We start from the raw sequence: 20,246 nt of genomic DNA, 5'->3' as shown, positions 1-20,246 counted from the left end.
GTTTGACCGATTTGTATGTTAGGCATATAATTGTTTAGACAAGTATTTTTGAAAGCTTGAAATGAAAGGTGTGACTTTTTCTTGAAAATACCTAAACGCAACCCTTCCATCGGTTTTCATCTGGGTTACACCTATCGGCGCGCATCCCAATTGTTTGCTAATGCCCTGAAGCCCTATGACATCACCCCCGAGCAATGGCTGGTTCTGTACCACATCGGCGAGCACGAGGGGCTGAATCAGAAGGAAGTTGCCGCCAAAGCGGACAAAGACCAGCCCACGACAACCCGTATTCTGGACCTGCTCGAGAAAAAAGGATACACTTCTAAATCCGTGTCGGTTAACGACCGGAGAGCTTTTCAGCTCTTTTTGACAGATACAGGCAAGGAACTGATTGAAGCGACCACAGCCATCGAAAGTCAATGCGGAAGCCAATTAATCGAGGGCATTGACGAGAAGCAATTGGAGATGTTCTGGGACACACTCTCGCGCATCAATGCCAACATACACAACTTACACAACAACAGGAGAGATGTTCCACATGAATGATATCAACACGAAACAACCGCTATGGACCAAAGAATTCATCACGTTGATGGTCAGCAACCTTTTTCTGTTCCTGACCCTGCAGATGATGCTGACCACGCTGCCCGCATACGCCAAGGAGGCGTTCACGGCAAGCCCCTTGCAGGTGAGCCTCATAACCAGCCTGTTCGCCTTCAGTGCGATCGCTTCCCGCTTCGTATCAAGCAAAGCGCTGGAAAAAGGAAAGCTGAGGCTGCTGCTGTACGTCGGGCTGCTGATTTCCCTGGCAGCCACGCTCGGTTATTACTGGGCGAGCGGCATAGCCTTCCTGCTGCTGATGCGCATATTGTTCGGCATCGGCTTTGGCATGACAAGCACCTCGTTTCCAACCATGGCATCGGATGTCATTCCAATCAAACGCTTGGGCGAAGGCATGGGGTATTTCGGGCTATCCACTACGCTTGCCATGTCGATCGGTCCCATGATCGGCTTGACGCTGCTGCAAAGCGGCGGTTTCACTCCGCTCGTGTTCATCACGGTTATCATCAACCTTCTGATCTTCCCTCTCGCCTACCTCCTGACATCAAGAGCGGCTAAACGGAACGCGGAGCGCCCTGCAGCGCTTCAACCCCGAGTTGAGGATAAACCGAAGGGGTCCTTTAACAAAAAACTGATCCTTCCCAGTATCCTCAACTTTTTGATGTCGATTACGTACGGCGGGCTCCTGAGCTTCATGGCATTGTTCGGAGCGGAGGCTCACCTCCGTAATCCGCAGTATTTTTTCTTGTTCAACGCCATTGCCATCATTCTCGTACGGCCGTTCTCCGGCAGAATATATGACCGGTATGGACATAAAGCGCTTGTTATACCCGCCGCAATTCTGATGGTATCCGGTTTGCTCCTCCTTACCTTCGCCACATCGACGGGATCCATGCTGTCATCGGCGCTTTGCTACGGCATCGGCTTTGGGGCAATGCAGCCGTCCATCCAGACCTGGATGATTCAGGAGGTTCATCCGCTGCAGCGCGGCATGGCCAACGGCATGTTCTTCAACTCCCTGGATTTCGGCGTGGCCATCGGATCGATTGCGCTCGGCGCCATCGCCAAATCCACTTCCTATGCCGTCATGTACCGTTACTCGGCGATTGCGCTCGTGCTGTTGATCCTGATTTATATCATCGTGCAGGCAGCCGGCAAGTCGCGTTCCAAATCAACCACGGCAGTTAAGGACACCGAGGCTACCGTGGCAGGTTAATGAACAAAGCGATAACGAAAAAGCTTCGTCAGCCGGAATGCCGGATGCCGGGATGCTTGGCCATAAGGGAAGGGACCGGCCAGCCAAACTGATCCCGGCATATGAAAAAAGGTCTTGTCCATTATTTATGGACAAGACCTTTCTTTTTCAATCCTTGCGGTTTCTTGAAATCGACCCGGTATGAATTCCCTCCGGAATCGTCTTCTTTTGCCTCCGGCTTCACCGCGAATAACGTAAGCAGACCGCCTACGGCCGCAACGGCTGCCAGCGTGCCAAACATCAGCCAATGGTTCGCGCCCAGCAGGAGAGAAACGACCGGCGGCCCCAGCGATACCCCGATAAAACGCATGCTGCTGTAAAGCGAGGTGATGGTGCCGCGCTGCTCCTTCTCCACGCCTTCCGTCAGCAGCGTATCCATGCACGGCAGCACCATCCCGATCCCGATGCCGCCAAGCGTCATCATCCCGACGACAAAATAGATCTGTTCGCTAAAGCCGGTGACGATAAGGGAAGCCGTCAAAATAACCATGCCGGCGAAGCCGGTCCACTTCTTTGCCGCTTTGTTTTTGCCCGTGAATTTACCGGCAAGATAAGAAGATAGGCATAATAAAGCCAGTGGAATTGCAAGCACCAATCCTTTTATTACGCCATGTAATTTGTAAGTGCTTTCCAGCGTCTCCGACAAATAAAAAAGAACGCCGAATACGCCAAACATGGCGATGCCGCCGATGGCGAATATCGCATACAGCCATCTTCCCTTCTCATGCAAAACCCCCTTGGTTGTTTTCAAAAACTCACGCAGGGATTGTTTATCATTGTTATTCAACTTTGGCGTCTTCACCAAAAAAATGACCAGCACGAGTGAAATCAGGCATAGAACCGGAATCGATATAAAGGGCAAGAACCAAATGAAGCTTCCCAGCAGCGCACCTAATATCGGACTGACAACCTTACCAAACGTGTTGGAGGTTTCAATGATTCCGAGGCTTTTGCTAACCTCTTCTTCCTCTTTGAACATGTCACCGACAAGCGGGATGACGATCGGGAAGGCCCCCGCTGCACCGATACCCTGCAGAAAACGGCCGGCTAATATGACATAATACGCCCCTGTCCCGCTTAGCAGCCAGGCAGCTACCGCGGACACAGCTCCGCCTAACGCCGCAATAATCAAACTCGGGATGATGATCTTCTTTCTTCCATACCGATCCGACAAATACCCGGCAATCGGAATCAGCAAGATGGCTACAACAGCATACACCGTTATCAACATACTCACTTTGAAGGAGCTGATCCCTAAAACCTTGGAAATTTGCGGTAAAATGGGAATCAGCATGGAATTGCCTAACGTCATGATGAGTGGTATGGATGCTAGGGCAACCAGATCCCATTTCTTGTTTTCCATGAGAGAAGACCACCTTTACGTTATCTGTCATCCATATTGTAGGTTCTTTCGCCCAGAATATGCATGACGTCAAGGTGGCCGTTTTTTCCTATATGCAATTTTTCCTTAATTATACTTTAAATCCCGACATCAACTGACGAAGCTTGCCAGACATCACGTTAAGATCTTCAACGGAATTTGTGATTTCTTCCATGGACGCCAGTTGCTCTTCCGTTGCAGCACTGACGCTTTGCGTGCCGCCTGCCGTTGTTTCCGTGACCTCCTGGATTCGACGGATCGCGTGAACGAGCTCCCCGGCTCCCGAATTCATCTGTTCGGTTGCAGCGGTGACGCTTTGAATCTGCCCGTTCAATTCACCGACCGACTGCTCGATTTCCTTAAAGGCTCGCTCGGCTCCTTGCGCCACATTCATGCCTTCGGTGACTTCGCGAGTTCCCTGTTCCATCACGCCAGCCAGATTCAGGATGTCTTGCTGCAGCTCGTGAACGAACTGTCTGATTTCCACGGAGGAGTTCGATGCCTGGTCAGCCAAATTCCGGACCTCTGCGGCGACGACCGCAAAACCTCTGCCATGCTCGCCAGCCCGCGCGGCTTCAATGGAGGCATTCAAGGCAAGAAGCGAGGTCTGCTCCGCAATTTCGATGATGATCTGTCCCATCGCCCCGATGTTGGAGGCCTTCTCTCCGAGCGCACGCACGGATTGCGCAGATTGGTCCACGCTGGTACGGATGCCTTCCATCTGGGTTAGCGTATGCACAAGTGCCTGTTCCCCTTCAGCCGCAAGCTTGTTCGCCGCTGCCGCCAGTCCGGAAACGTCTTGGGCTGCAAGCGCGATATGCTTCATGCCTTCCGCCATATCCGTAACGGTCGCCGTCGTTTCCTCCGTATCCTGCAGCTGGTTCTCTACCCCGGCAGCCAGCTCTTCCATAATCCCGGACGTTTGGTGGGAAGCCTGACGGATTTCCTCTGTCGTCGAATGCAGCGTCGAAGCAGCGATACCCACTTTACCTGCAGTATCCTGCACTTGGACGACCAGCTCCCTGAAGCCATCGACCAATTTATTATAAGCGTCGGCTACATCCCTGATTTCATCTTTTGTTGTAATGTGTAATCGGGTGACCAGATCACCCCCGCCTTCGGCAATCTTCAGAAGCTGACTGCTCATCTGGTTCAAAGGACGGATCGAGCGGGTCAAGAGATAGCCCTGTATGGCAAAATAAACGACGGCTGCCGCTCCGATCAGCATGATGATCAAATTCTGAAACCGGCTGCTGGACGCAATCTGATCAGCCTGCTTTGCCAGGGCTTCATTTTTATGTACCGTAAACTGCGCGATCAGCTCGCTAAAAGACTTGCGCACTTCCCGCTCCTTGTTAAAGGCAGCTTCATATACCCGGAACGGGACCGCCTTGTAAAAACCGGTGTCATACCCCAATTTGTTCAATACCTCGGCAATGGCCTCGGAGTATACGACATAACCGGCTTCAATCTCGTTAAATACCTTCTGGTCTTCTTCTGCCGTCATTAAGCCTTTGGTTTCGGCCATGAGTTTGACGATGGACTCCTGTTTCGATTTCAATGAATCTGCAAAGGTCGAATCCCCGGTCAATAAGTAGCCCCGCTCATCATTGGAAACGCCCGTTAATAGGGTCTCCAATTGCGTCAGGTTATAAATGACCTTCTGGTCCTCTTCAATAATCTTGCTGAACCTCTTCTCCGTCATATTCGAAGTGATTAACGCAATGATTACGATAACCGCCGTAACCGTCGCAAGTATCGTAGACGAAAGAATCAATTTTGTTTTTATCTTCATCCGCAAGCACCCGACCTTTGATATAAGTAATATACCCCCATTCCTTTTTTCGTCAATTTTGTGTCAAAAGTGAATAGGCAGGACTACCGTGAAATCGCTTAATTCGAAAATAATTGAAAAAAAATTATTAATCACCGGTCAAATGTTGATAAATTTTGGATAACTCCCTCCTTATGGTATAACAAATGCCATAAATTTCTTAGTATACTAGATTCCATTTTTTACCTCCATTATGAAAACGGGTTTGATTTTCATATAGACATCATGCAAAAAGAGGCCGGCCTGAGACGGGCTCAGGCAGACCTCTTTCCTTTAAGCTTGACTGGAGATAAAGTGACTCTTCTCCCCGATATGATAGACATGCAGTTTATGCATGGCACGCGTACATGCCGTGTAGAACAGCTTCCGATCGCTTTCCCGGTGGTACACGTCCTCGGCGCCGTTATAGATAATCACCGCGTCAAACTCCACGCCTTTGGCCAAGTAGGCGGGAACCACCAGGGTTCCCTTTTCAAAGGCCGGCGTGGTTTTGGTGATTAAGCGGGCGGAGATATCCGCCGACAGCTGCTGATGTACGCGCCTGCTCTCCTCTTCGGTCCGGCAGATCACCGCAACGTATTGGAATCCCTGCTCATGAAGCTCGCGGATATCGGATACGATCGCGCCTTGCAGTTCTTCTTCATCGTTCACCTGTACGACCCGAGGAGCTTCCCCTTGCCGGTTGAAAGGAACGATCCGCTCCCCGCCCGGTATCATTTGTCGCGTGAAGTTAACGATTTCATACGTCGACCGGTAGCTTTGGGTCAGATTAATGACCTCCGTATCCTCATTGCCATACAGACTCACCAGATTCTCCAAGCTTCCGAGTGCCTCTCCATGAGCATAAATGGCTTGGTTGAGGTCCCCCAGCACCGTCATTTTGGCCCGCGGGAACAAACGCTTCAGGAACTCCAGCTGAAATGCGGAATAATCCTGAACTTCATCGACGATGACATGGCGTATCGACGTATTCGTACGGAACCCTTGCAGCAGTTCCTTCAGATAGAGAAACGGCGTGGCGTCTTCGTAAAGCAAGGCTTTGTCGTCCAGGGACGCAACGGTAAGATTGCATATTTCATCCCAATGTTCCGGGAGTGTCTCCAAATTTCCCGCCGCCCGGCGGAATAATGATTCGTCCGTGTACAATTTTCGGTACATGCCCTTAACGTCCACATACCGGAACCGCTTGATCCAGCGCCGAAGCGGCTTGAGCCGGCTGCTGACCACCATTTTCGCAAGGACGTCTTTTTCCTTATCGAAATCGTCAAACGTGTCTGCCTTCCGGTTTTGCTTGCGTCTCATCGTTTGAAAGGCTCGTTGGTAATCTTCCGTATCCAGAAGCTGGATTTGCTCCTCTACCCACGGGGCATCTTTCTCGCTCTGGGCAAACTCCGACAGGCGTTTAAGCATCCATTCCTTCATCAGATCAATGCGGCCAGCGAGCTTAACCGCCGAATCATAGCCATAGAACTGCGATGCCATCTCCTCCGAGCTGACAATCACCTTCCCCTGGAATACGACCGGCTTAAAGAGCATGCCTCCCTTTTCCAGCAGCTCCTTGTATCGTCTGATGGTGTCCAGATAAGCCCCCGAGGATTTATACGATATGCTCTCCAAGCGTGCCCGGTAACGCGGCGAATCATCTGCGTTCAACAGGGTTTCCGTCTGCGTGAACACGTCTTCGAGATCGAACTCCTTACCAAGCCGGTGCTCCAGATAGGACTGGAAGGTCGTCTGCTGCATATTGTCCTCGCCAAGCTCCGGAAGCACCGTCGACACATAGCTGTTGAACAACGGATTCGGGGAGAACAGGATCATCTGGTCGGCCCGTAGCGTCTCCCGGTACTTGTACAGCAGATAAGCAACCCTTTGCAGTGCCGCCGAGGTCTTTCCGCTTCCGGCAGCCCCCTGCACGATCAGCATGCGCGTTTTGTCATTTCGGATGACCGCGTTTTGTTCCTTCTGAATCGTAGCCACGATACTCTTCATGCGGTCATCCGCGCTGTGGCTGAGCACCTGCTGCAGCAGTTCATCTCCGATGGTCACGCCGGTATCGAACAGCACCTTGATCTCGCCGTTATGGATGACGAATTGGCGCTTAAGCAGCATTTCGCCCTTGACCGTACCCGAAGGCGTCTCATATTGGGCTGGGCCCGGCGCACCGTCGTAATACAGGCTCGAGATCGGTGCCCGCCAGTCGTAAACCAGAAACGTCTCCATCTTTTCGTCCAAAAAAGAACCTGTTCCAAGATAAATGGTTTCCGTCTCCGCAGCTCCATCCTCCTGAAAGTCAATGCGTCCGAAGTACGGGGATTCCACCAGCTTCCTGTACTTTTTAAGCAGCTTGCTGGACTGCAGATGAGCATGCTCGCGTTCGGCGAGCACCTGCGACTGCTGTCTCAGGTTGGTGGACGTTTCGCCCAAATCGTCCGGGTTGCTGAAGTTCACCGTAACTTCGTCCCAGAAGTCCTTCCGCATGTCAATGACGACTTCACGGATATCGCCGACGCTCGCTTCCAGCTGGGATATTTTATTACCGATTTTTGCTGTTACTTCCGTTACCCGCGCCTGTTCCTCTTTCCAATCTTGATCGCTGATAGCCATTTGTTCATCCCCCTAATATACCGGTTGACAGCGTTAGTTAATCGTGATAAAATACAATTGTGATATTCTAACCATATATCAATCATTTAATGACAAAGCATTGTTAATTATAGCAAGCTGCCGTACATAATTCAACATGGAATTTCAGTAACCGACCCGCCGAGGCGGTTTTTTTTATGTTCATATACCATACCATTTACCATACCATTCCCGAGCTTCAAATGCCAAACTTGCTGCTTGCTGAGATGTATTAAAAACAGCCGATCAAATGTAAAATCTTGATCGGCATCCTCATGGCGAGCTCCCTTATTTTCGCAGCCACGAGAACATGGCATCCTCTTGCTCCTTATCATCCACGACTCGGCTGATTTGATCCGCCACCCGATTCAACCGGTCAAGCTGATAGCCGTAGTCGTACATGGAGGCGGCCACCACCGCCAGCCGGAGTCCGCCGGGATTTGAACCGGGTCCGCACATCACCTGCTCCATGAAAGCTTCATTGTTCTCCGCCATGGTCTCGGCCTCATCCTCGTTCGGCTTAAGTTTATCTTCGAATTTCCATAAAATATGCTCATGGTACTTCATTAACCGCTCCAGATTGTGATCAAACTGTTCGTCGATTTCATCGGATCGATCCGCCTGGAAATAGTGGTTCTCCACCGCATCCAGCACTTCATACCCCTTGCGAAGGGATTGGAGCAGCTGCTTATACACCACGAGCTGTCTTGCTTGACTGTATTTCGCCCGTTTCAGCTTCTTCTGCTCTTCCTCAAACAAATTGTATTTGTCGGACAACGATTTGATGGCCGATTCCAGTTCTTTCTTCTCCGCACGGTAGACCGAATCCTTCATTTCATGGGAGATCGCCGTACGCAGCAGCAGCGACATTTTGCCAAATACAATATGAATCCGTGTGATGTATTGTTCCTTCGGTTTCGGTGGAAACACAAGAATATTGATGAGGAATGCAGATATGATGCCGATAATCGTCAGAATAAAGCGATTGAGGGCAAAATCCCATTGGCCGGAAGCTTCCATCACGGATATAACCGTAACAAGCGTAAGTCCGATGGTCTCGCCCATTTTCAGCTTCATGCAAATCATGATCACTAGAATACAGACCAAACCGACGGAAATCGGTTGATTCGATAAAAAATACCCGCCGAGCATGGCCAGAATCGCACCGAGCGTACTGGTCTGCAGCTGGTCCAGAAAATATCTCCACGACCTGTATATGGATGGCTGCATCGCGAAAATCGCAGCGATGGCGGCTACGACAGGTGATTTAAAGTCAAACAGCATGGCTAAATAAAGAGCCAGCGTCACGGCCAGGCCGGTTTTGAACATTCTTGCTCCAAACGCCACGGACAGCCCTCCTTACGCAACCCAATTTCACGTCTATGCCTACACACCATGATACATACTCCTCCGTTTGAACCGCTATTACATGAATTACCCTTACGCTTCCAATGTTATGCAGATTCTTCATTGACATCATCCGGGTTGGCCCGCTTCCCCATCCTTTTCTCGTAAAATCGGATCACAAAACCAAGCCAAGCGCAAGAAGCCAGATATCCGCCAACGATATCGCTCGGGTAATGGACGCCGAGATAGATCCGACTAAATCCGATGCTTAGAATCATCACGATGGAAACGGCAATCAACGTCCTTCTCCCCGCTCTGCTGTCAATATGTCTCCACAACAAGTAAGCGAGCACGCTGTAGAACGAGAAGGCCCCCATCGAATGGCCGCTGGGATAGCTATATCCCGTAATTTCAATCAGGCGGTTGATGTCCGGCCTTGCCCGTTGAAACACCCATTTTAATAATAAATTCAGAATAGATGAACCGAAGACAACCACAATAAGGAGAAGAATCTCCCTGCGGTGGCCCAGAATCCAATATAGCACGGCGATCACGATCAGGCTTAACACGATCACCGGTCCGATGGAGCCTATGAACGACAGCCCGATGGCAATATCCGTAAGCAGCGGATGTTCAAGGGCTTGTACCGTCGTAATGATCGCCAAATCAAGCGCTGCCAGGCTTTCCCGCTTTACCAGCGCCGCCAGAATGACAAAGCTGATGAAGCTGATCATCGATATGAGGAATATCCAGCGTTGTCTTCCTGAAGCAGGGTATATCTTCTCTCCGCTCAACTCTCTGTTCTCCTTTGACCTTGTTTCGAAACCGTGCGATTTGGTGAAAACAAGATAATATCATTTTCCTGTCATAAAGGAAAGGCCCAAAGATATTACATGACAAATATCCCGTAGTCTATGTCAAAATCGCTGGGATTACTCTTTACGAGAATATATATACCCAAAAGAAAAGGAGCATGTCATGATGAAAGTTCTAGTGGCCGGCGCGAACGGCCAGATTGGCAAACAGCTTACGTTTCTCCTGCATGAACATGATGCCTATAGCGTAAAAGCCATGGTTCGGAAGGAGGCGCAGGCAGCCTATTATCGAGATGCGGGAATAGAGTGCGTTGTCGCGAATTTGGAAGGATCGGTCAAGGAACTGGCGGAAGCAGCACGAGATTGCCAGGCAGTGGTTTTCACGGCTGGTTCTGGCGGAGCTACCGGATACGACAAAACGCTGCTGATCGATCTGGACGGAGCCGTCAAGATGGTCGAAGCTGCCGAAGAGGCGAAGGTCCCGCGCTTTGTGATGGTTAGCGCGATCGGGGCCCATCATCGCGAATCTTGGAACGAGGACATCAAACCGTATTATGCCGCCAAGCATTACGCGGATCGAATGCTTCGTCACAGCAGCCTCTCCTATACGATCATTCGTCCGGGAGGACTTTTGAATGAGCCTGGTACCGGTCGCATTACGGCTGAGGAGAATATCAAGGGCGGCTCGATTCCGCGCGAGGATGTGGCGAAAACGATCCTGTTGGCGCTGGACGAAGAACATACTTTCCGGCGTTCCTTCGACCTGATTTCAGGCGAAACGCCTATCTCGGAAGCTCTATCGTCACTCTAAGAGCATTTCATATCCAAAAGCAAAATCGCCCCTCAAGCAAAAGCGATACCTTCGTATCTGCTATTGCTAAAGGGGCGATCTATCGTTCTATTCGCATCAGGACCGGATCGCAAAATAAAGAGACACAATGGAACTCCTTCTCCCTACGCACTCAACCGATCCTGGCATTTACGCGCCTGTCTTGTGCAGCATTCGGCTTCGCAGTATGTCTTTTACGGCTTCCACCGCTTCTTCCACCCGATCTACTGCCACAACGATAGGAGCGCTGTCCTCATATTGACTGAAGGAGTAATTATATTTGGGATCATAATAATGCTCAAGCAGCAGCTGTATTCCCTGAGCATACCTTCCCTCCTCCAAAGACTTGCCAATTTCCGCGGCGATCGGAGTGTGGATTCGGTTCTTGATTAATTGAAAGGCCGCCAAATATTGCTCTTTATAAGCGGCAGGGGTGTAATCCTCCAGTATCTGGCGAACACGCTCCGCCATCGGCAATTCCAATACGATGGCTGTGCCCGACTCCTTCTTCATCATCAGGAAATCAGGAACGACGATTTTGCCGATCCGTTTGCTCTCGGCCTCAAATAACAAATAAGGCGAATTTTCCAATTGTTTCAGCCGTTCAACCAATTCCGCATCGAAAGTCTTCTGATTGTTGGACTGCAGGCCGATATGCCCGAAGATCGAGCCGCGGTGGCCTGCGAGCCCTTCCAGGTCCACGACGGGGTAGCCTTCCTGCTGAAGCTGCCTAAGCACTGCCGTCTTGCCCGTACCCGTCAACCCGTGTAGGACAAACGCTTCCGCATTCAGACTCTTCTGCTCAAGCGTATCCAGCACATACTTCCGGTAAGCCTTAATCCCGCCCGTAATCCGATTGACATGGATATCCATCAGGGACAGCACCGTTGCAGCCGTTCGGCTGCGCATGCCGCCGCGCCAGCAATAGACCGCCTTATCTCCTTCAATCTCTTTGAACTGCTTCACGAAGCTGGGTAGCTTGGCCGACATGATGGCGAGTCCCCGCTCTTTGGCCGCATCCACGCTCACCTGCTTGTAAATCGTCCCGATCTCGGCCCGTTCTTCATCATTGAAGACCGGAATGTTCAGACTCCCCGGAATGGTGGAGTCCTTGTATTCCGAAGGGGAACGGACATCAATCAAAGTAATCTTCTTGCTGCTTTGCAGTTCCAATAATTCTTTTACGGTGATGTCTTGAAACATGTCTGTTCGCTCCTTTATGGTTGCACAAACAAAACCCGGCTCATGTTATGCCTCAACGACAATGCGATTCGGATGGTCATGTACGACCTCTCCGATTCTGCCGGCTTCCAGCCCGGCTTGGCGAAGCTCTGCCAATAATGGTTCGGCCTGCGAGCCGTCAACGGCAATGAGGAGTCCACCTGACGTCACGGCATCGCACAATATCCATTTATCGATCTGGTCCATCCCATCCGGGAAATCCACGTCGTCCTTCACGTGTTCATAATTGTTTTTGGTTCCGCCCGGAATGACGCCCCCGTCGGCCATTTCCCGAACCCGTTCCAGAATGGGAACGGAAGGCTTGGTAATCCGGATGCCCGTGCCGCTGCCTTTGGCCATTTCGAGCGCATGGCCAAGGAGACCGAACCCCGTCACGTCGGTGCAGGCATGCACGTCATAAGGCTCCATCGTCTCCGCAGCCGTTTTGTTCAGTGCCGCCATGACGGCGGTAACGCGGCGAATCTCATCTTCAGTTAACAGATCCTTCTTGATGGAGCTCGTCAGGATACCCACGCCAATCGGCTTCGTTAGAATCAAGGCGTCGCCCGGCTTGGCTCCGGCATTGGTTCTTACCCGGTCCGGGTGAACGGTCCCCGTTACGGCAAGGCCGAATTTCGGCTCTTTGTCATCGATGGAGTGTCCACCAACCAGTGTAACCCCCGCTTCCTTCAATTTATCTCCTGCACCTCTCAATATATCCGTCAAAACCTGCTTGTCCAGCGTCGAAATCGGGAATGCTACGATATTCAAGGCGGTCAGCGGTTTGCCGCCCATGGCATAGATATCGCTGATGGCATTCGCCGCGGCCACCTGACCGAAATCATAAGGGTCATCCACGATCGGCGTAAAGAAATCGACGGTCTGCACCATGGCCAGATCATCCGTGAGACGGTATACGCCCGCATCATCGCTGGTATCCAGACCAACCAATAAATTAGGATTCGGCTCGGCTTGCGGAAGCTTGCGGATGACCTGCGCCAGATCGGCAGGTCCGATCTTGCAGCCGCAGCCACCTTTGGAGGAATACGAGGTTAGTTTTATTTTCTCCGATTGACTCATCACGGATCTTCCCTTCGTCTTAAGAGTGATTTTAGGCAAAGCACATGCAACAACCCCGGCGTGGATGCTTGGATAACGTCTCATCTACACCGGGGATCATCTGATATTCATCCGTTTAGCTAACACTTGTTCAAACACACAATATCTATATTATATGAAATCGGCTGCTTCAAGTCTAACGGTCTTCCTATTTCTTGCAATTAACGGGAATATCTTTCTGCAATCTGCCGACTATGTGATATACTATTTGATTGGATATGTAAATAATTTCACGACACATCGGGGGAGTACAGATTATGAATCACTCAAGCGACGGTGGAAGGGCCTTGAATCATACGGATCGCAGAAGAACCGTCTGGCTCATCACCATCTTCATCATCATAGCAGCAACAGGCCTTACCTACGTGAAGTGGTGGCCTTACTACGATAAAGCGCTCAAAGCTATTATGGAACACAGCATCGGCTCTTCCATATTAGGCATGGATCCGGCCGATGCCGCCCCTTCTTGGCAGGCAGCCTGGGATTATGCGCTCACCTATTTTAAAGCGGTTTGGAAAGCGGCGGTGCTCGGCATTCTGCTCGGGACTCTGGTCCAGTCGCTGCTGCCCTCCCAATGGCTGCTTCGGGTCCTCGGCAAAACGACCTTCGGCAGCACGGCGATTGGAGGAATCGCCTCCATTCCCGGCATGATGTGCTCCTGCTGCGCCGCACCGATCGCGATCGGTCTGCGCAAGAAAAAGGTGTCGGTCGGCTCTGCCCTCGCGTTCTGGATCGGCAATCCAACCATCAATCCGGCAACGCTCGTCTTCATGACGTTTGTTTTATCATGGAAATTCACCGTGCTGCGGTTGATCTTCGGCCTCCTGCTAACCTTCGGCGTCAGCTACCTGGCAAACCGCTTCGCCAAGGAAGCGGATCCCGTGGAGATCGATGCGCCTCAGAGCACGGATCAAACCGATGATCGTCCGCTGTGGAAACGCTGGTTAACCAGCATCGGGCAGATGCTGGTTCGGGTGGTCCCGGCTTACTTTATAGCCGTGCTGCTCCTTGGCGCCATGCAGGCATGGATGTTCCCGCATTTGGGAGCGGCAGCGGGGAACACGCTCTTGGCCGTCATCTTCTTCTCCGTGATGGGAATGCTGTTCGTCATTCCGACCGCAGCGGAAATCCCGATCATCCAGGCCTTTATGGCAGCGGGCCTGGGAGCGGGTCCGGCCGCGGCGCTGCTCCTGACGCTGCCGGCTGTCAGTCTTCCGTCTCTTCTTATGGTGAGGCGTTCATTCCCTAAAAGAGTTTTGTGGTTTGTTACTGCCTCCGTCGTCTTGCTTGGAATTCTATGCGGCGTGGCGGGAATGCTGATTCTGTAGGCAGGAACCACTTTTCCGTTTATATTTTCAATTTTTATTTTTTCTTAAGGTAAACCATAGGCTTATCTGGTAAAGTGATAAAAGAATGAACAACTCATTATTATATGCAGTCGAAGGGAGTCAATCATTACATGAAAGATAACGATTTGCAGCCAAACCATCCGGGACAGCCCGAGGAGGATCAGGGACAAGCCCAAGAGAAAGAGAATAACCAACAAGATCAAGGCGGTTTGCCTCATGAAGAAGAAAGAATAGATTCCACCTATCCGGAGTCCGACGAGCTATACAAGGAAGAGAACGAACACCCAGCCGTTATGCATTCGGGAGATCAACCGCATTACGATGAACAGCCACCTGCAGATGGCGGCGGCAACGGAAGCAAAGGCTGGATGATCGCGTCGCTGGTATTGGCGGCTGCCTTAATCGTCGTCCTGATCGTACCACCGTTTGCCAAGGGATCCGGCAATGAAGCTATAGCTAAAGTCAACGACGTTAACATTACCAAGGATAATCTGTACGATGAGCTTGTCAGCGTAGGCGGCAAACAAACGCTGAACTCCATGATCACAGAGGAATTGATCCAGCAGGAACTGAAGAACAAGTCCATTACGGTGACCGATGCCGATGTGAATAAAGAAGTGGATGCACTGAAAGCGTCCTTCCCTTCCGAGGAACAATTCAATATGGCTCTGCAGCAAAACGGCATGACGCTCGACAACCTGAAGGAGCAGACGAAAACCCAGGTTGAGCTTAAAAAGCTGATGGCCGACAAAATCAAGGTAACCGACGAAGAAGTCAAAGAAGTGTACGACCAAAACAAAGAAAGCTTCGCAACGCCTGAGCAGGTCCGCGCTTCCCACATCCTGGTTGAAACCAAGGAAGAAGCCGAAGCCATCGTGAAGCAGCTGAAGGAAGGCGCTGACTTCGCAGCGATTGCTAAAGAGAAAAACCAGGATGCAACCAAAGATACCGGCGGCGACCTGAATTTCTTCGGACGCGGCGAGATGGACCCCGCATTTGAAGAGGCGGCGTTCAAACTGAAGAAAGATGAAATCAGCGAACCGGTGAAGAGCTCCTTCGGATACCATATCATCAAGGTTACCGATCGTAAGGAAGCAACGAATCCTACCTTGGAAGACAAGAAGGAAGAAATCCGCAGCCAGCTTGAGAACCAGAAGGTCTATGCCGAATCCACAGCCTACATTCAAGAGCTGAAGGATAAAGCTACCATCACGAATACCCTGGAAGAAGCTCCAGCAGAAGCACCGGCAGATGCTACAGAGACACCTTAAACTTCGCAAAACACCTCCTGCACCTTAAATGTTAGTCCAAGCCCCTACCCTTGCGGTATGGGCTTTTTTTCATGCAAAATAAAAAGTTCTTTAAACCCCAGGGAAAACGTGTTAGAATGTAAGCGTTATCAAATGTTGATCTTGGAAAAGGGGGAAGCAGAATGATGAAGCACGTATCGGAATCCCGCAACATGTATGAGGACTTCGTGGTGGAGACAGACATTCTGTTCTTTAAAACCGGATCGCACGGTTTGGTCAGCTTTCACGGCAGGAACTATAATATTAAAAAGAGAATGACTGCCGAAAAAATCGCATCCCTGCTGTCCGGTAAACAATTCTATCATGTCGGCGGCAACTGCTACGTCAACGTAGACAAAATAACTACGGTAGAGCAAGGCATCGTTTATTTCGGGGAGAAGGCGCCTTCCGCTAAACATCTTCGCATTCCCCGTTGGAAGCAGGAATCGCTGAAGCGCCTGGTTGCTGAAGTCAAACAGCCGGTTTGAGCGAGCAGCGCGCGTATACCTTGAATCTGGCACAGGACAAGAGCAGATCCCGTATCCGTTACATTCGGAGGCGGGATCTTCTTGCGTCGGCATGATATTAGCAGCCTCTAAGTTCTTGGCGTCTGTTCTACATAGGTAGAATAACGACGCGGCCGATTTCCTTCCCGAATGCGCTGCGGGTATATATGAATAGCCCACATTATGGTAATATCGAATAAAAACCCGATGAACATTCATAAAGGAGTGGTCATGCATCGATTCCTATTTTGATCCGCAATACCCGGAAGCGTTTGCTGCCTTTTCCGTTGAACATTGGATAGCCATTGGCATATGCATAAGCCTTGGCCTGCTGCTGTACCTGTTCAGGACTGCCATCGCCTTCAAACCTTCGCTGCAAAAGACCATAAGATGGAGCCTGCTCGCTGCCCTTGCGTTGCCAGAAGCTTCCCTTCATATCTGGTATGTGTCAACGGGAATATGGGATCCTGCCACTTCGCTTCCCTTGGAATTGTGCAGTCTGACCCTGTTCCTCTCCGTTGCCATCCTGCTTACGGATGAACGCCGCTTATACCCGCTGGTTTACTTTGCGGGAATCGGGGGAGCCCTGCAAGCTGTATTAACACCTAATTTGGGATACCCTTTTCCGCACTTCCGGTTCTTTCATTTCTTTGTTGTCCATATCGCGATCATCATGACGGCATTGTACATGACATGGGTTCGGGGGTACCGTCCCACCTGGAAATCCATCGCCTGGACGATGGTCTTCCTTAACGTGTCAGCACTTTTGGTCGGTCTGGTCAACCTCGCTGTCGGCTCGAACTATATGTTCCTGATGCGCAAGCCGGATACGGCTTCGCTGCTCGATCTGCTGGGGCCGCATCCCGTTTATATTGTTGTAGAGGAGCTTATCGCGTTATCGCTGTTTATCCTTATGCATGTCGCCTTCTTTGTCATCCCGGATCGGATGAGGCGCAGCCGCCGACGCAAACCCGAGCCGGCTTCCTTGTCTTCGACAGGCGGTTGAACAAGGCGTCATAGAAACATAAAGCGTATGGATTGAAGCACCTGAAACGACAGGGTGTTTACGATCCATACGCTTTTTTAAGGAAGGGGTCCCTCCCCTAATTCTTAAGATACAAACGGGAGCTTGCCTCCCAAATCTCGCCCGGCGCCAAACCGAACAGACCGATCTCGTCCGCAGGCAAGTCCGTGTTCGGTGCATTAACCAGGTTGATCTGCGGTTCTGGACAGAAAAATTTGCGGGACGCCTTACTGTTCCATACCATCCACTGCTTATACGAGTTGCCGACATCGTAAACGAATGTTTTGCCTAGCTTGGTATCCGTCAGCTCCATGCGGTTTCTGCCGTTTTGCGGAACGGCCGTATAATGGTTGTCCATCGAATCGAAATAGGGATTCACGCCGCTCGTGCGAAGCAGCTTTTCTTCTGCCGTAAGCGCTTGGAACTTGCCGGTCGGCAGCATCCGGTCGCTCATCTCCCACCGCTCGCCAATGGTGATTCTCACGACGCAATCATCCGCCGTGCTTTCCGTGGCAAAAGGAGCATTGATCGCCGTATGGAAGGCAAGCAGGCACGGCATGCTGCTGGTACCCTGATTCCGTATAAACACATGCTGGGCCAAGCCGTCCTGATTCAGCGTGTAGCGAAGCCGGAAGATGAAGCGGTGCGGAAGCATGGCGTACACCGGATGATGCTCGTCAACCGTGACGGAGACCACCACATAACTCTCGGTCTCGCTGCTGCCATAATCCTCGACACTCCAAGGGGTCGTATGTAAAAAACCATGGAGGTGATTGCCCGTCTCTTCTTCATTTACCGGGAATTGATAGGTTTGTCCGTTCCAAGGAAACCGTCCGTCCTCATATCGGTTAGGCGGAAACAGAACAGGAATGCCGTGAACGCCCGGACTGGCTTTGAACGCTTCCATTTCGTTCTCTTCCGGCTCGCGCAGGAACCGGTAACCGCTTACGTTATCCCTGAAAGCAATGAGATTGCCTCCGATTTCAGGCAATATCGCCGCTTCATAAGGGCCATGCTGGAGCCAAACCGCACGCTCTCCCTGATACGATCCTTCATACGCTTTGTGGTTCATCGGGTGATCTCTCCTCTCAAGTGTGAACGTATATAGATTATCATACCAGTGCCCTTACTTCTATATGTTCGGGGTAGACGGGCTGACCCATCCCCCCTCATGGCCGGCCGGTTAAGACGAAAGTTTGGCCTTTGAAGCATTTGGCGAAATCGGTGCCTGGGCCGGCGGTTCGTTAGCGGCCGGCTGCGTCGCCAAAGCCAGCTCCTCATCCAGTTCCCTGGTGTACTCGGTTCTCTGCTGTTCGCTCCAGCCCAGTACGGTAGCCATATAATTGATCACGGGCACCTTCCATTTTCTCGTCCAGTCGATATGAAACAAGAGAGACCCCGTGCGACGGATAAAAAAGTCGGCCGGCTTCGATGCCATCTCACGCTCAATGGCATACATCAGCGGAACCAATACCGACACCGGAAGCGCCGATGCCTCCGCCTGATCGGAGCCTTCCTTGGCCAAGCGGAACAATTCCGCTGCGTTGGAGCCGTACATTCGCGCCCAGTGCTCGGCAAGCTTACGGTCAATTCCTTGCGCTGCGCCGATCTCCGTCTGCTTGCGGACAAAATCCGGGAATTGGCTGGAACCGCCAACCTGACCGCCGGAAATCGGCAGATTCTTCGTTACGCTGGCGCCATATGCCTTACCGCCGCTCTCTTGAATCCGTTTCGCTACCAGGTCAACGACGGTGTCCGCCATTTTCCGATATCCGGTCAGCTTGCCTCCGGCAATGGTAATCAGGCCGGAGGGGGATTCCCAAATTTCATCCTTGCGGGAAATTTCGGACGGGCTCTTGCCTTCCTCCAGAATCAGGGGCCGGACCCCGGCCCATCCCGATTCAACGTCTGCCGGACTTAGCTTTACGCCCGGAAACATATAATGGATGGCCTTCAAAATATAATCCCGGTCTTCCACCGTGATCAAGGGACGTACGGGATCCGCCTTATAAACCGTGTCGGTTGTGCCGACATAGGTTTTCCCGTCCCGGGGAATGGCAAACACCATCCTGCCGTCGGGCGTATCGAAGTAGACCGCCTGGCGAAGCGGGAACCTGGATTGGTCGATGACCAGGTGAACCCCTTTGGTCAGCTGAAGCATTTTTCCCTTCCTGGACTTATCCATTTCGCGCACTTGGTCCACCCATGGTCCGGCCGCATTTACGATTTTGGTGCCGGAGACGGACTTCACAGCGCCGCCGAGCATATCCCTTACCGTAACCCCGGTAATCCGCCCATTCGCATCATAATTTAGCGATTCCGCCTTGGCGTAGTTAAACAGAACCGCCCCTCTTGCTGCCGCCTCCTTCATGACCTCCAGCGTCAGCCTGGCGTCGTCCGTCCGGTATTCCACGTAATAGCCGCCGCCCTTCAGGCCCTCTTGCTTCAGAAGCGGCTCCCGCTTTAACGTCTCGGATGCGGACAGCATGGATCGCCGTTCTCCCCGCTTCACGCCGGCCAGGAAATCATACACCATCAAACCGATGGAGGTACTAAACTTCCCGAAGGTGCCGCCCTGGTGTATCGGCAGCAGCATCCACTCCGGGGTCGTGACGTGCGGCCCATTCTCGTACACCACGGCCCGTTCTTTGCCTACCTCGGCCACCATGCCGACTTCAAACTGCTTCAAATACCGCAGCCCGCCATGCACCAGCTTGGTGGAACGGCTGCTCGTTCCCGCCGCAAAATCCTGCATTTCCACCAGCAGCACCGACATCCCGCGCGTGACCGCATCCAGTGCAATCCCCGCTCCGGTGATTCCGCCGCCGATCACGATCAGATCGTAGGTGTCCTCGGCTATTCTTTGAAATCGATGCCCTCGGTCCAAACTTGAAAACGACTGTGACTGCTCCACATTGAATCCCTCCCAGTATGCTTTACCCTGTTTTTATCTATCGTTATCCTTCCCTTGAAAAAAGACAGCAAAAAAGAGACCACGAAACACGCGGTAACAACCCCATAACATGAGGTATCCGCGCCTAGTGGTCTCTCCAAGTCTCCAGACATCTATTCACTTATTGATCATTATACCATA

The 20,246-nt window shown here is 51.5% G+C and carries 16 protein-coding genes; 7 read left to right on the top strand and 9 right to left on the bottom strand.

Annotated features, from left to right (window positions below):
* Window positions 1-81: 81 nt before the first annotated feature.
* Both BMX45_RS01055 and BMX45_RS01050 read left to right on the top strand, forming a co-directional pair.
* Complete coding sequence (locus tag BMX45_RS01055) at window positions 82-546, top strand: MarR family winged helix-turn-helix transcriptional regulator (protein ID WP_090908132.1); 465 nt, start codon at window positions 82-84, stop codon at window positions 544-546.
* Window positions 539-1,777: an MFS transporter gene (locus tag BMX45_RS01050; RefSeq protein ID WP_090908131.1), complete on the top strand. Its 1,239-nt coding sequence runs from the start codon at window positions 539-541 to the stop codon at window positions 1,775-1,777. Before BMX45_RS01055 ends, BMX45_RS01050 begins: the two co-directional genes overlap by 8 nt.
* Before the next feature lie 121 nt (window positions 1,778-1,898).
* Here the strand turns inward: BMX45_RS01050 and BMX45_RS01045 are convergent, their stop codons facing one another.
* The 5 genes from BMX45_RS01045 to BMX45_RS01025 form a co-directional block, all read right to left on the bottom strand.
* Window positions 1,899-3,179: a bacillibactin exporter BcbE gene (locus tag BMX45_RS01045; RefSeq protein WP_090908130.1), complete on the bottom strand. Its 1,281-nt coding sequence runs from the start codon at window positions 3,177-3,179 to the stop codon at window positions 1,899-1,901.
* A 109-nt stretch (window positions 3,180-3,288) separates the two neighbouring features.
* Window positions 3,289-4,992 carry a methyl-accepting chemotaxis protein gene (locus BMX45_RS01040; RefSeq protein ID WP_090908129.1) on the bottom strand — a complete coding sequence of 568 codons (1,704 nt, stop codon included), beginning with the start codon at window positions 4,990-4,992 and terminating at the stop codon, window positions 3,289-3,291.
* Window positions 4,993-5,304: 312 nt separating this feature from the next.
* On the bottom strand, window positions 5,305-7,635 hold the full coding sequence (helD, locus tag BMX45_RS01035) for an RNA polymerase recycling motor HelD (protein ID WP_090908128.1): 2,331 nt from the start codon (window positions 7,633-7,635) through the stop codon (window positions 5,305-5,307).
* A gap of 306 nt (window positions 7,636-7,941) precedes the next feature.
* Complete coding sequence (locus BMX45_RS01030) at window positions 7,942-9,000, bottom strand: FUSC family protein (RefSeq protein WP_015736402.1); 1,059 nt, start codon at window positions 8,998-9,000, stop codon at window positions 7,942-7,944.
* Between the two features lie 107 nt (window positions 9,001-9,107).
* Complete coding sequence (locus tag BMX45_RS01025; protein ID WP_090908127.1) at window positions 9,108-9,794, bottom strand: phosphatase PAP2 family protein; 687 nt, start codon at window positions 9,792-9,794, stop codon at window positions 9,108-9,110.
* A 187-nt stretch (window positions 9,795-9,981) separates the two neighbouring features.
* Between BMX45_RS01025 and BMX45_RS01020 the strand changes: the two genes are divergently transcribed.
* Window positions 9,982-10,626 carry an SDR family oxidoreductase gene (locus BMX45_RS01020; RefSeq protein ID WP_090908126.1) on the top strand — a complete coding sequence of 215 codons (645 nt, stop codon included), beginning with the start codon at window positions 9,982-9,984 and terminating at the stop codon, window positions 10,624-10,626.
* Window positions 10,627-10,794: 168 nt separating this feature from the next.
* Here the strand turns inward: BMX45_RS01020 and mnmH are convergent, their stop codons facing one another.
* Both mnmH and selD read right to left on the bottom strand, forming a co-directional pair.
* Window positions 10,795-11,847, bottom strand: a complete 1,053-nt coding sequence (mnmH, locus tag BMX45_RS01015; protein ID WP_090908125.1) for a tRNA 2-selenouridine(34) synthase MnmH — start codon at window positions 11,845-11,847, stop codon at window positions 10,795-10,797.
* A gap of 45 nt (window positions 11,848-11,892) precedes the next feature.
* The gene (gene selD, locus BMX45_RS01010) at window positions 11,893-12,945 is read right to left on the bottom strand and encodes a selenide, water dikinase SelD (RefSeq protein WP_090908124.1); all 1,053 of its coding nucleotides are present in this window, start codon (window positions 12,943-12,945) and stop codon (window positions 11,893-11,895) included.
* A 296-nt stretch (window positions 12,946-13,241) separates the two neighbouring features.
* Here selD and BMX45_RS01005 point away from each other — a divergent pair, with 296 nt between their 5' ends.
* The 4 genes from BMX45_RS01005 (at window position 13,242) to BMX45_RS00990 (ending at window position 17,134) form a co-directional block, all read left to right on the top strand.
* Entirely contained in the window at window positions 13,242-14,312 is a 1,071-nt protein-coding gene (locus tag BMX45_RS01005; protein WP_090908123.1) for a permease, read from the top strand.
* A 131-nt stretch (window positions 14,313-14,443) separates the two neighbouring features.
* Window positions 14,444-15,604 (top strand): peptidyl-prolyl cis-trans isomerase, encoded by a 1,161-nt coding sequence (locus BMX45_RS01000; protein WP_090908122.1) that lies wholly within the window; start codon window positions 14,444-14,446, stop codon window positions 15,602-15,604.
* Window positions 15,605-15,765: 161 nt separating this feature from the next.
* Window positions 15,766-16,110, top strand: coding sequence for a LytTR family transcriptional regulator DNA-binding domain-containing protein (locus tag BMX45_RS00995; RefSeq protein WP_009590070.1), 345 nt, complete (start codon window positions 15,766-15,768; stop codon window positions 16,108-16,110).
* A 235-nt stretch (window positions 16,111-16,345) separates the two neighbouring features.
* Entirely contained in the window at window positions 16,346-17,134 is a 789-nt protein-coding gene (locus BMX45_RS00990) for a YwaF family protein (RefSeq protein WP_368087157.1), read from the top strand.
* Window positions 17,135-17,231: 97 nt separating this feature from the next.
* Here BMX45_RS00990 and BMX45_RS00985 read toward each other — a convergent pair whose 3' ends face one another.
* Together BMX45_RS00985 and BMX45_RS00980 are read right to left on the bottom strand one after the other, a co-directional pair.
* Window positions 17,232-18,224: an aldose 1-epimerase gene (locus BMX45_RS00985; protein WP_090908120.1), complete on the bottom strand. Its 993-nt coding sequence runs from the start codon at window positions 18,222-18,224 to the stop codon at window positions 17,232-17,234.
* Between the two features lie 111 nt (window positions 18,225-18,335).
* Window positions 18,336-20,066: a glycerol-3-phosphate dehydrogenase/oxidase gene (locus tag BMX45_RS00980; protein WP_090908119.1), complete on the bottom strand. Its 1,731-nt coding sequence runs from the start codon at window positions 20,064-20,066 to the stop codon at window positions 18,336-18,338.
* Between the last annotated feature and the right edge of the window lie 180 nt (window positions 20,067-20,246).

Source organism: Paenibacillus sp. cl141a (assembly GCF_900109305.1).
GTDB lineage: Bacteria > Bacillota > Bacilli > Paenibacillales > Paenibacillaceae > Paenibacillus_AQ > Paenibacillus_AQ lautus_A.
Note: the sequence above shows the minus strand (reverse complement) of the source record. Positions and strands in the feature narration are given on the sequence as shown.

Coding starts and splice junctions, on each gene's coding strand:
- BMX45_RS01005 (WP_090908123.1), top strand. CDS start 13,242: ATGAATCACTCAAGCGACGGTGGAAGGGCCTTGAATCATACGGATCGC.
- BMX45_RS01000 (WP_090908122.1), top strand. CDS start 14,444: ATGAAAGATAACGATTTGCAGCCAAACCATCCGGGACAGCCCGAGGAG.
- BMX45_RS00985 (WP_090908120.1), bottom strand. CDS start 18,224: ATGAACCACAAAGCGTATGAAGGATCGTATCAGGGAGAGCGTGCGGTT.
- selD (WP_090908124.1), bottom strand. CDS start 12,945: ATGAGTCAATCGGAGAAAATAAAACTAACCTCGTATTCCTCCAAAGGT.
- BMX45_RS01040 (WP_090908129.1), bottom strand. CDS start 4,992: ATGAAGATAAAAACAAAATTGATTCTTTCGTCTACGATACTTGCGACG.
- helD (WP_090908128.1), bottom strand. CDS start 7,635: ATGGCTATCAGCGATCAAGATTGGAAAGAGGAACAGGCGCGGGTAACG.
- BMX45_RS01045 (WP_090908130.1), bottom strand. CDS start 3,179: ATGGAAAACAAGAAATGGGATCTGGTTGCCCTAGCATCCATACCACTC.
- BMX45_RS00995 (WP_009590070.1), top strand. CDS start 15,766: ATGATGAAGCACGTATCGGAATCCCGCAACATGTATGAGGACTTCGTG.
- mnmH (WP_090908125.1), bottom strand. CDS start 11,847: ATGTTTCAAGACATCACCGTAAAAGAATTATTGGAACTGCAAAGCAGC.
- BMX45_RS01050 (WP_090908131.1), top strand. CDS start 539: ATGAATGATATCAACACGAAACAACCGCTATGGACCAAAGAATTCATC.
- BMX45_RS01020 (WP_090908126.1), top strand. CDS start 9,982: ATGAAAGTTCTAGTGGCCGGCGCGAACGGCCAGATTGGCAAACAGCTT.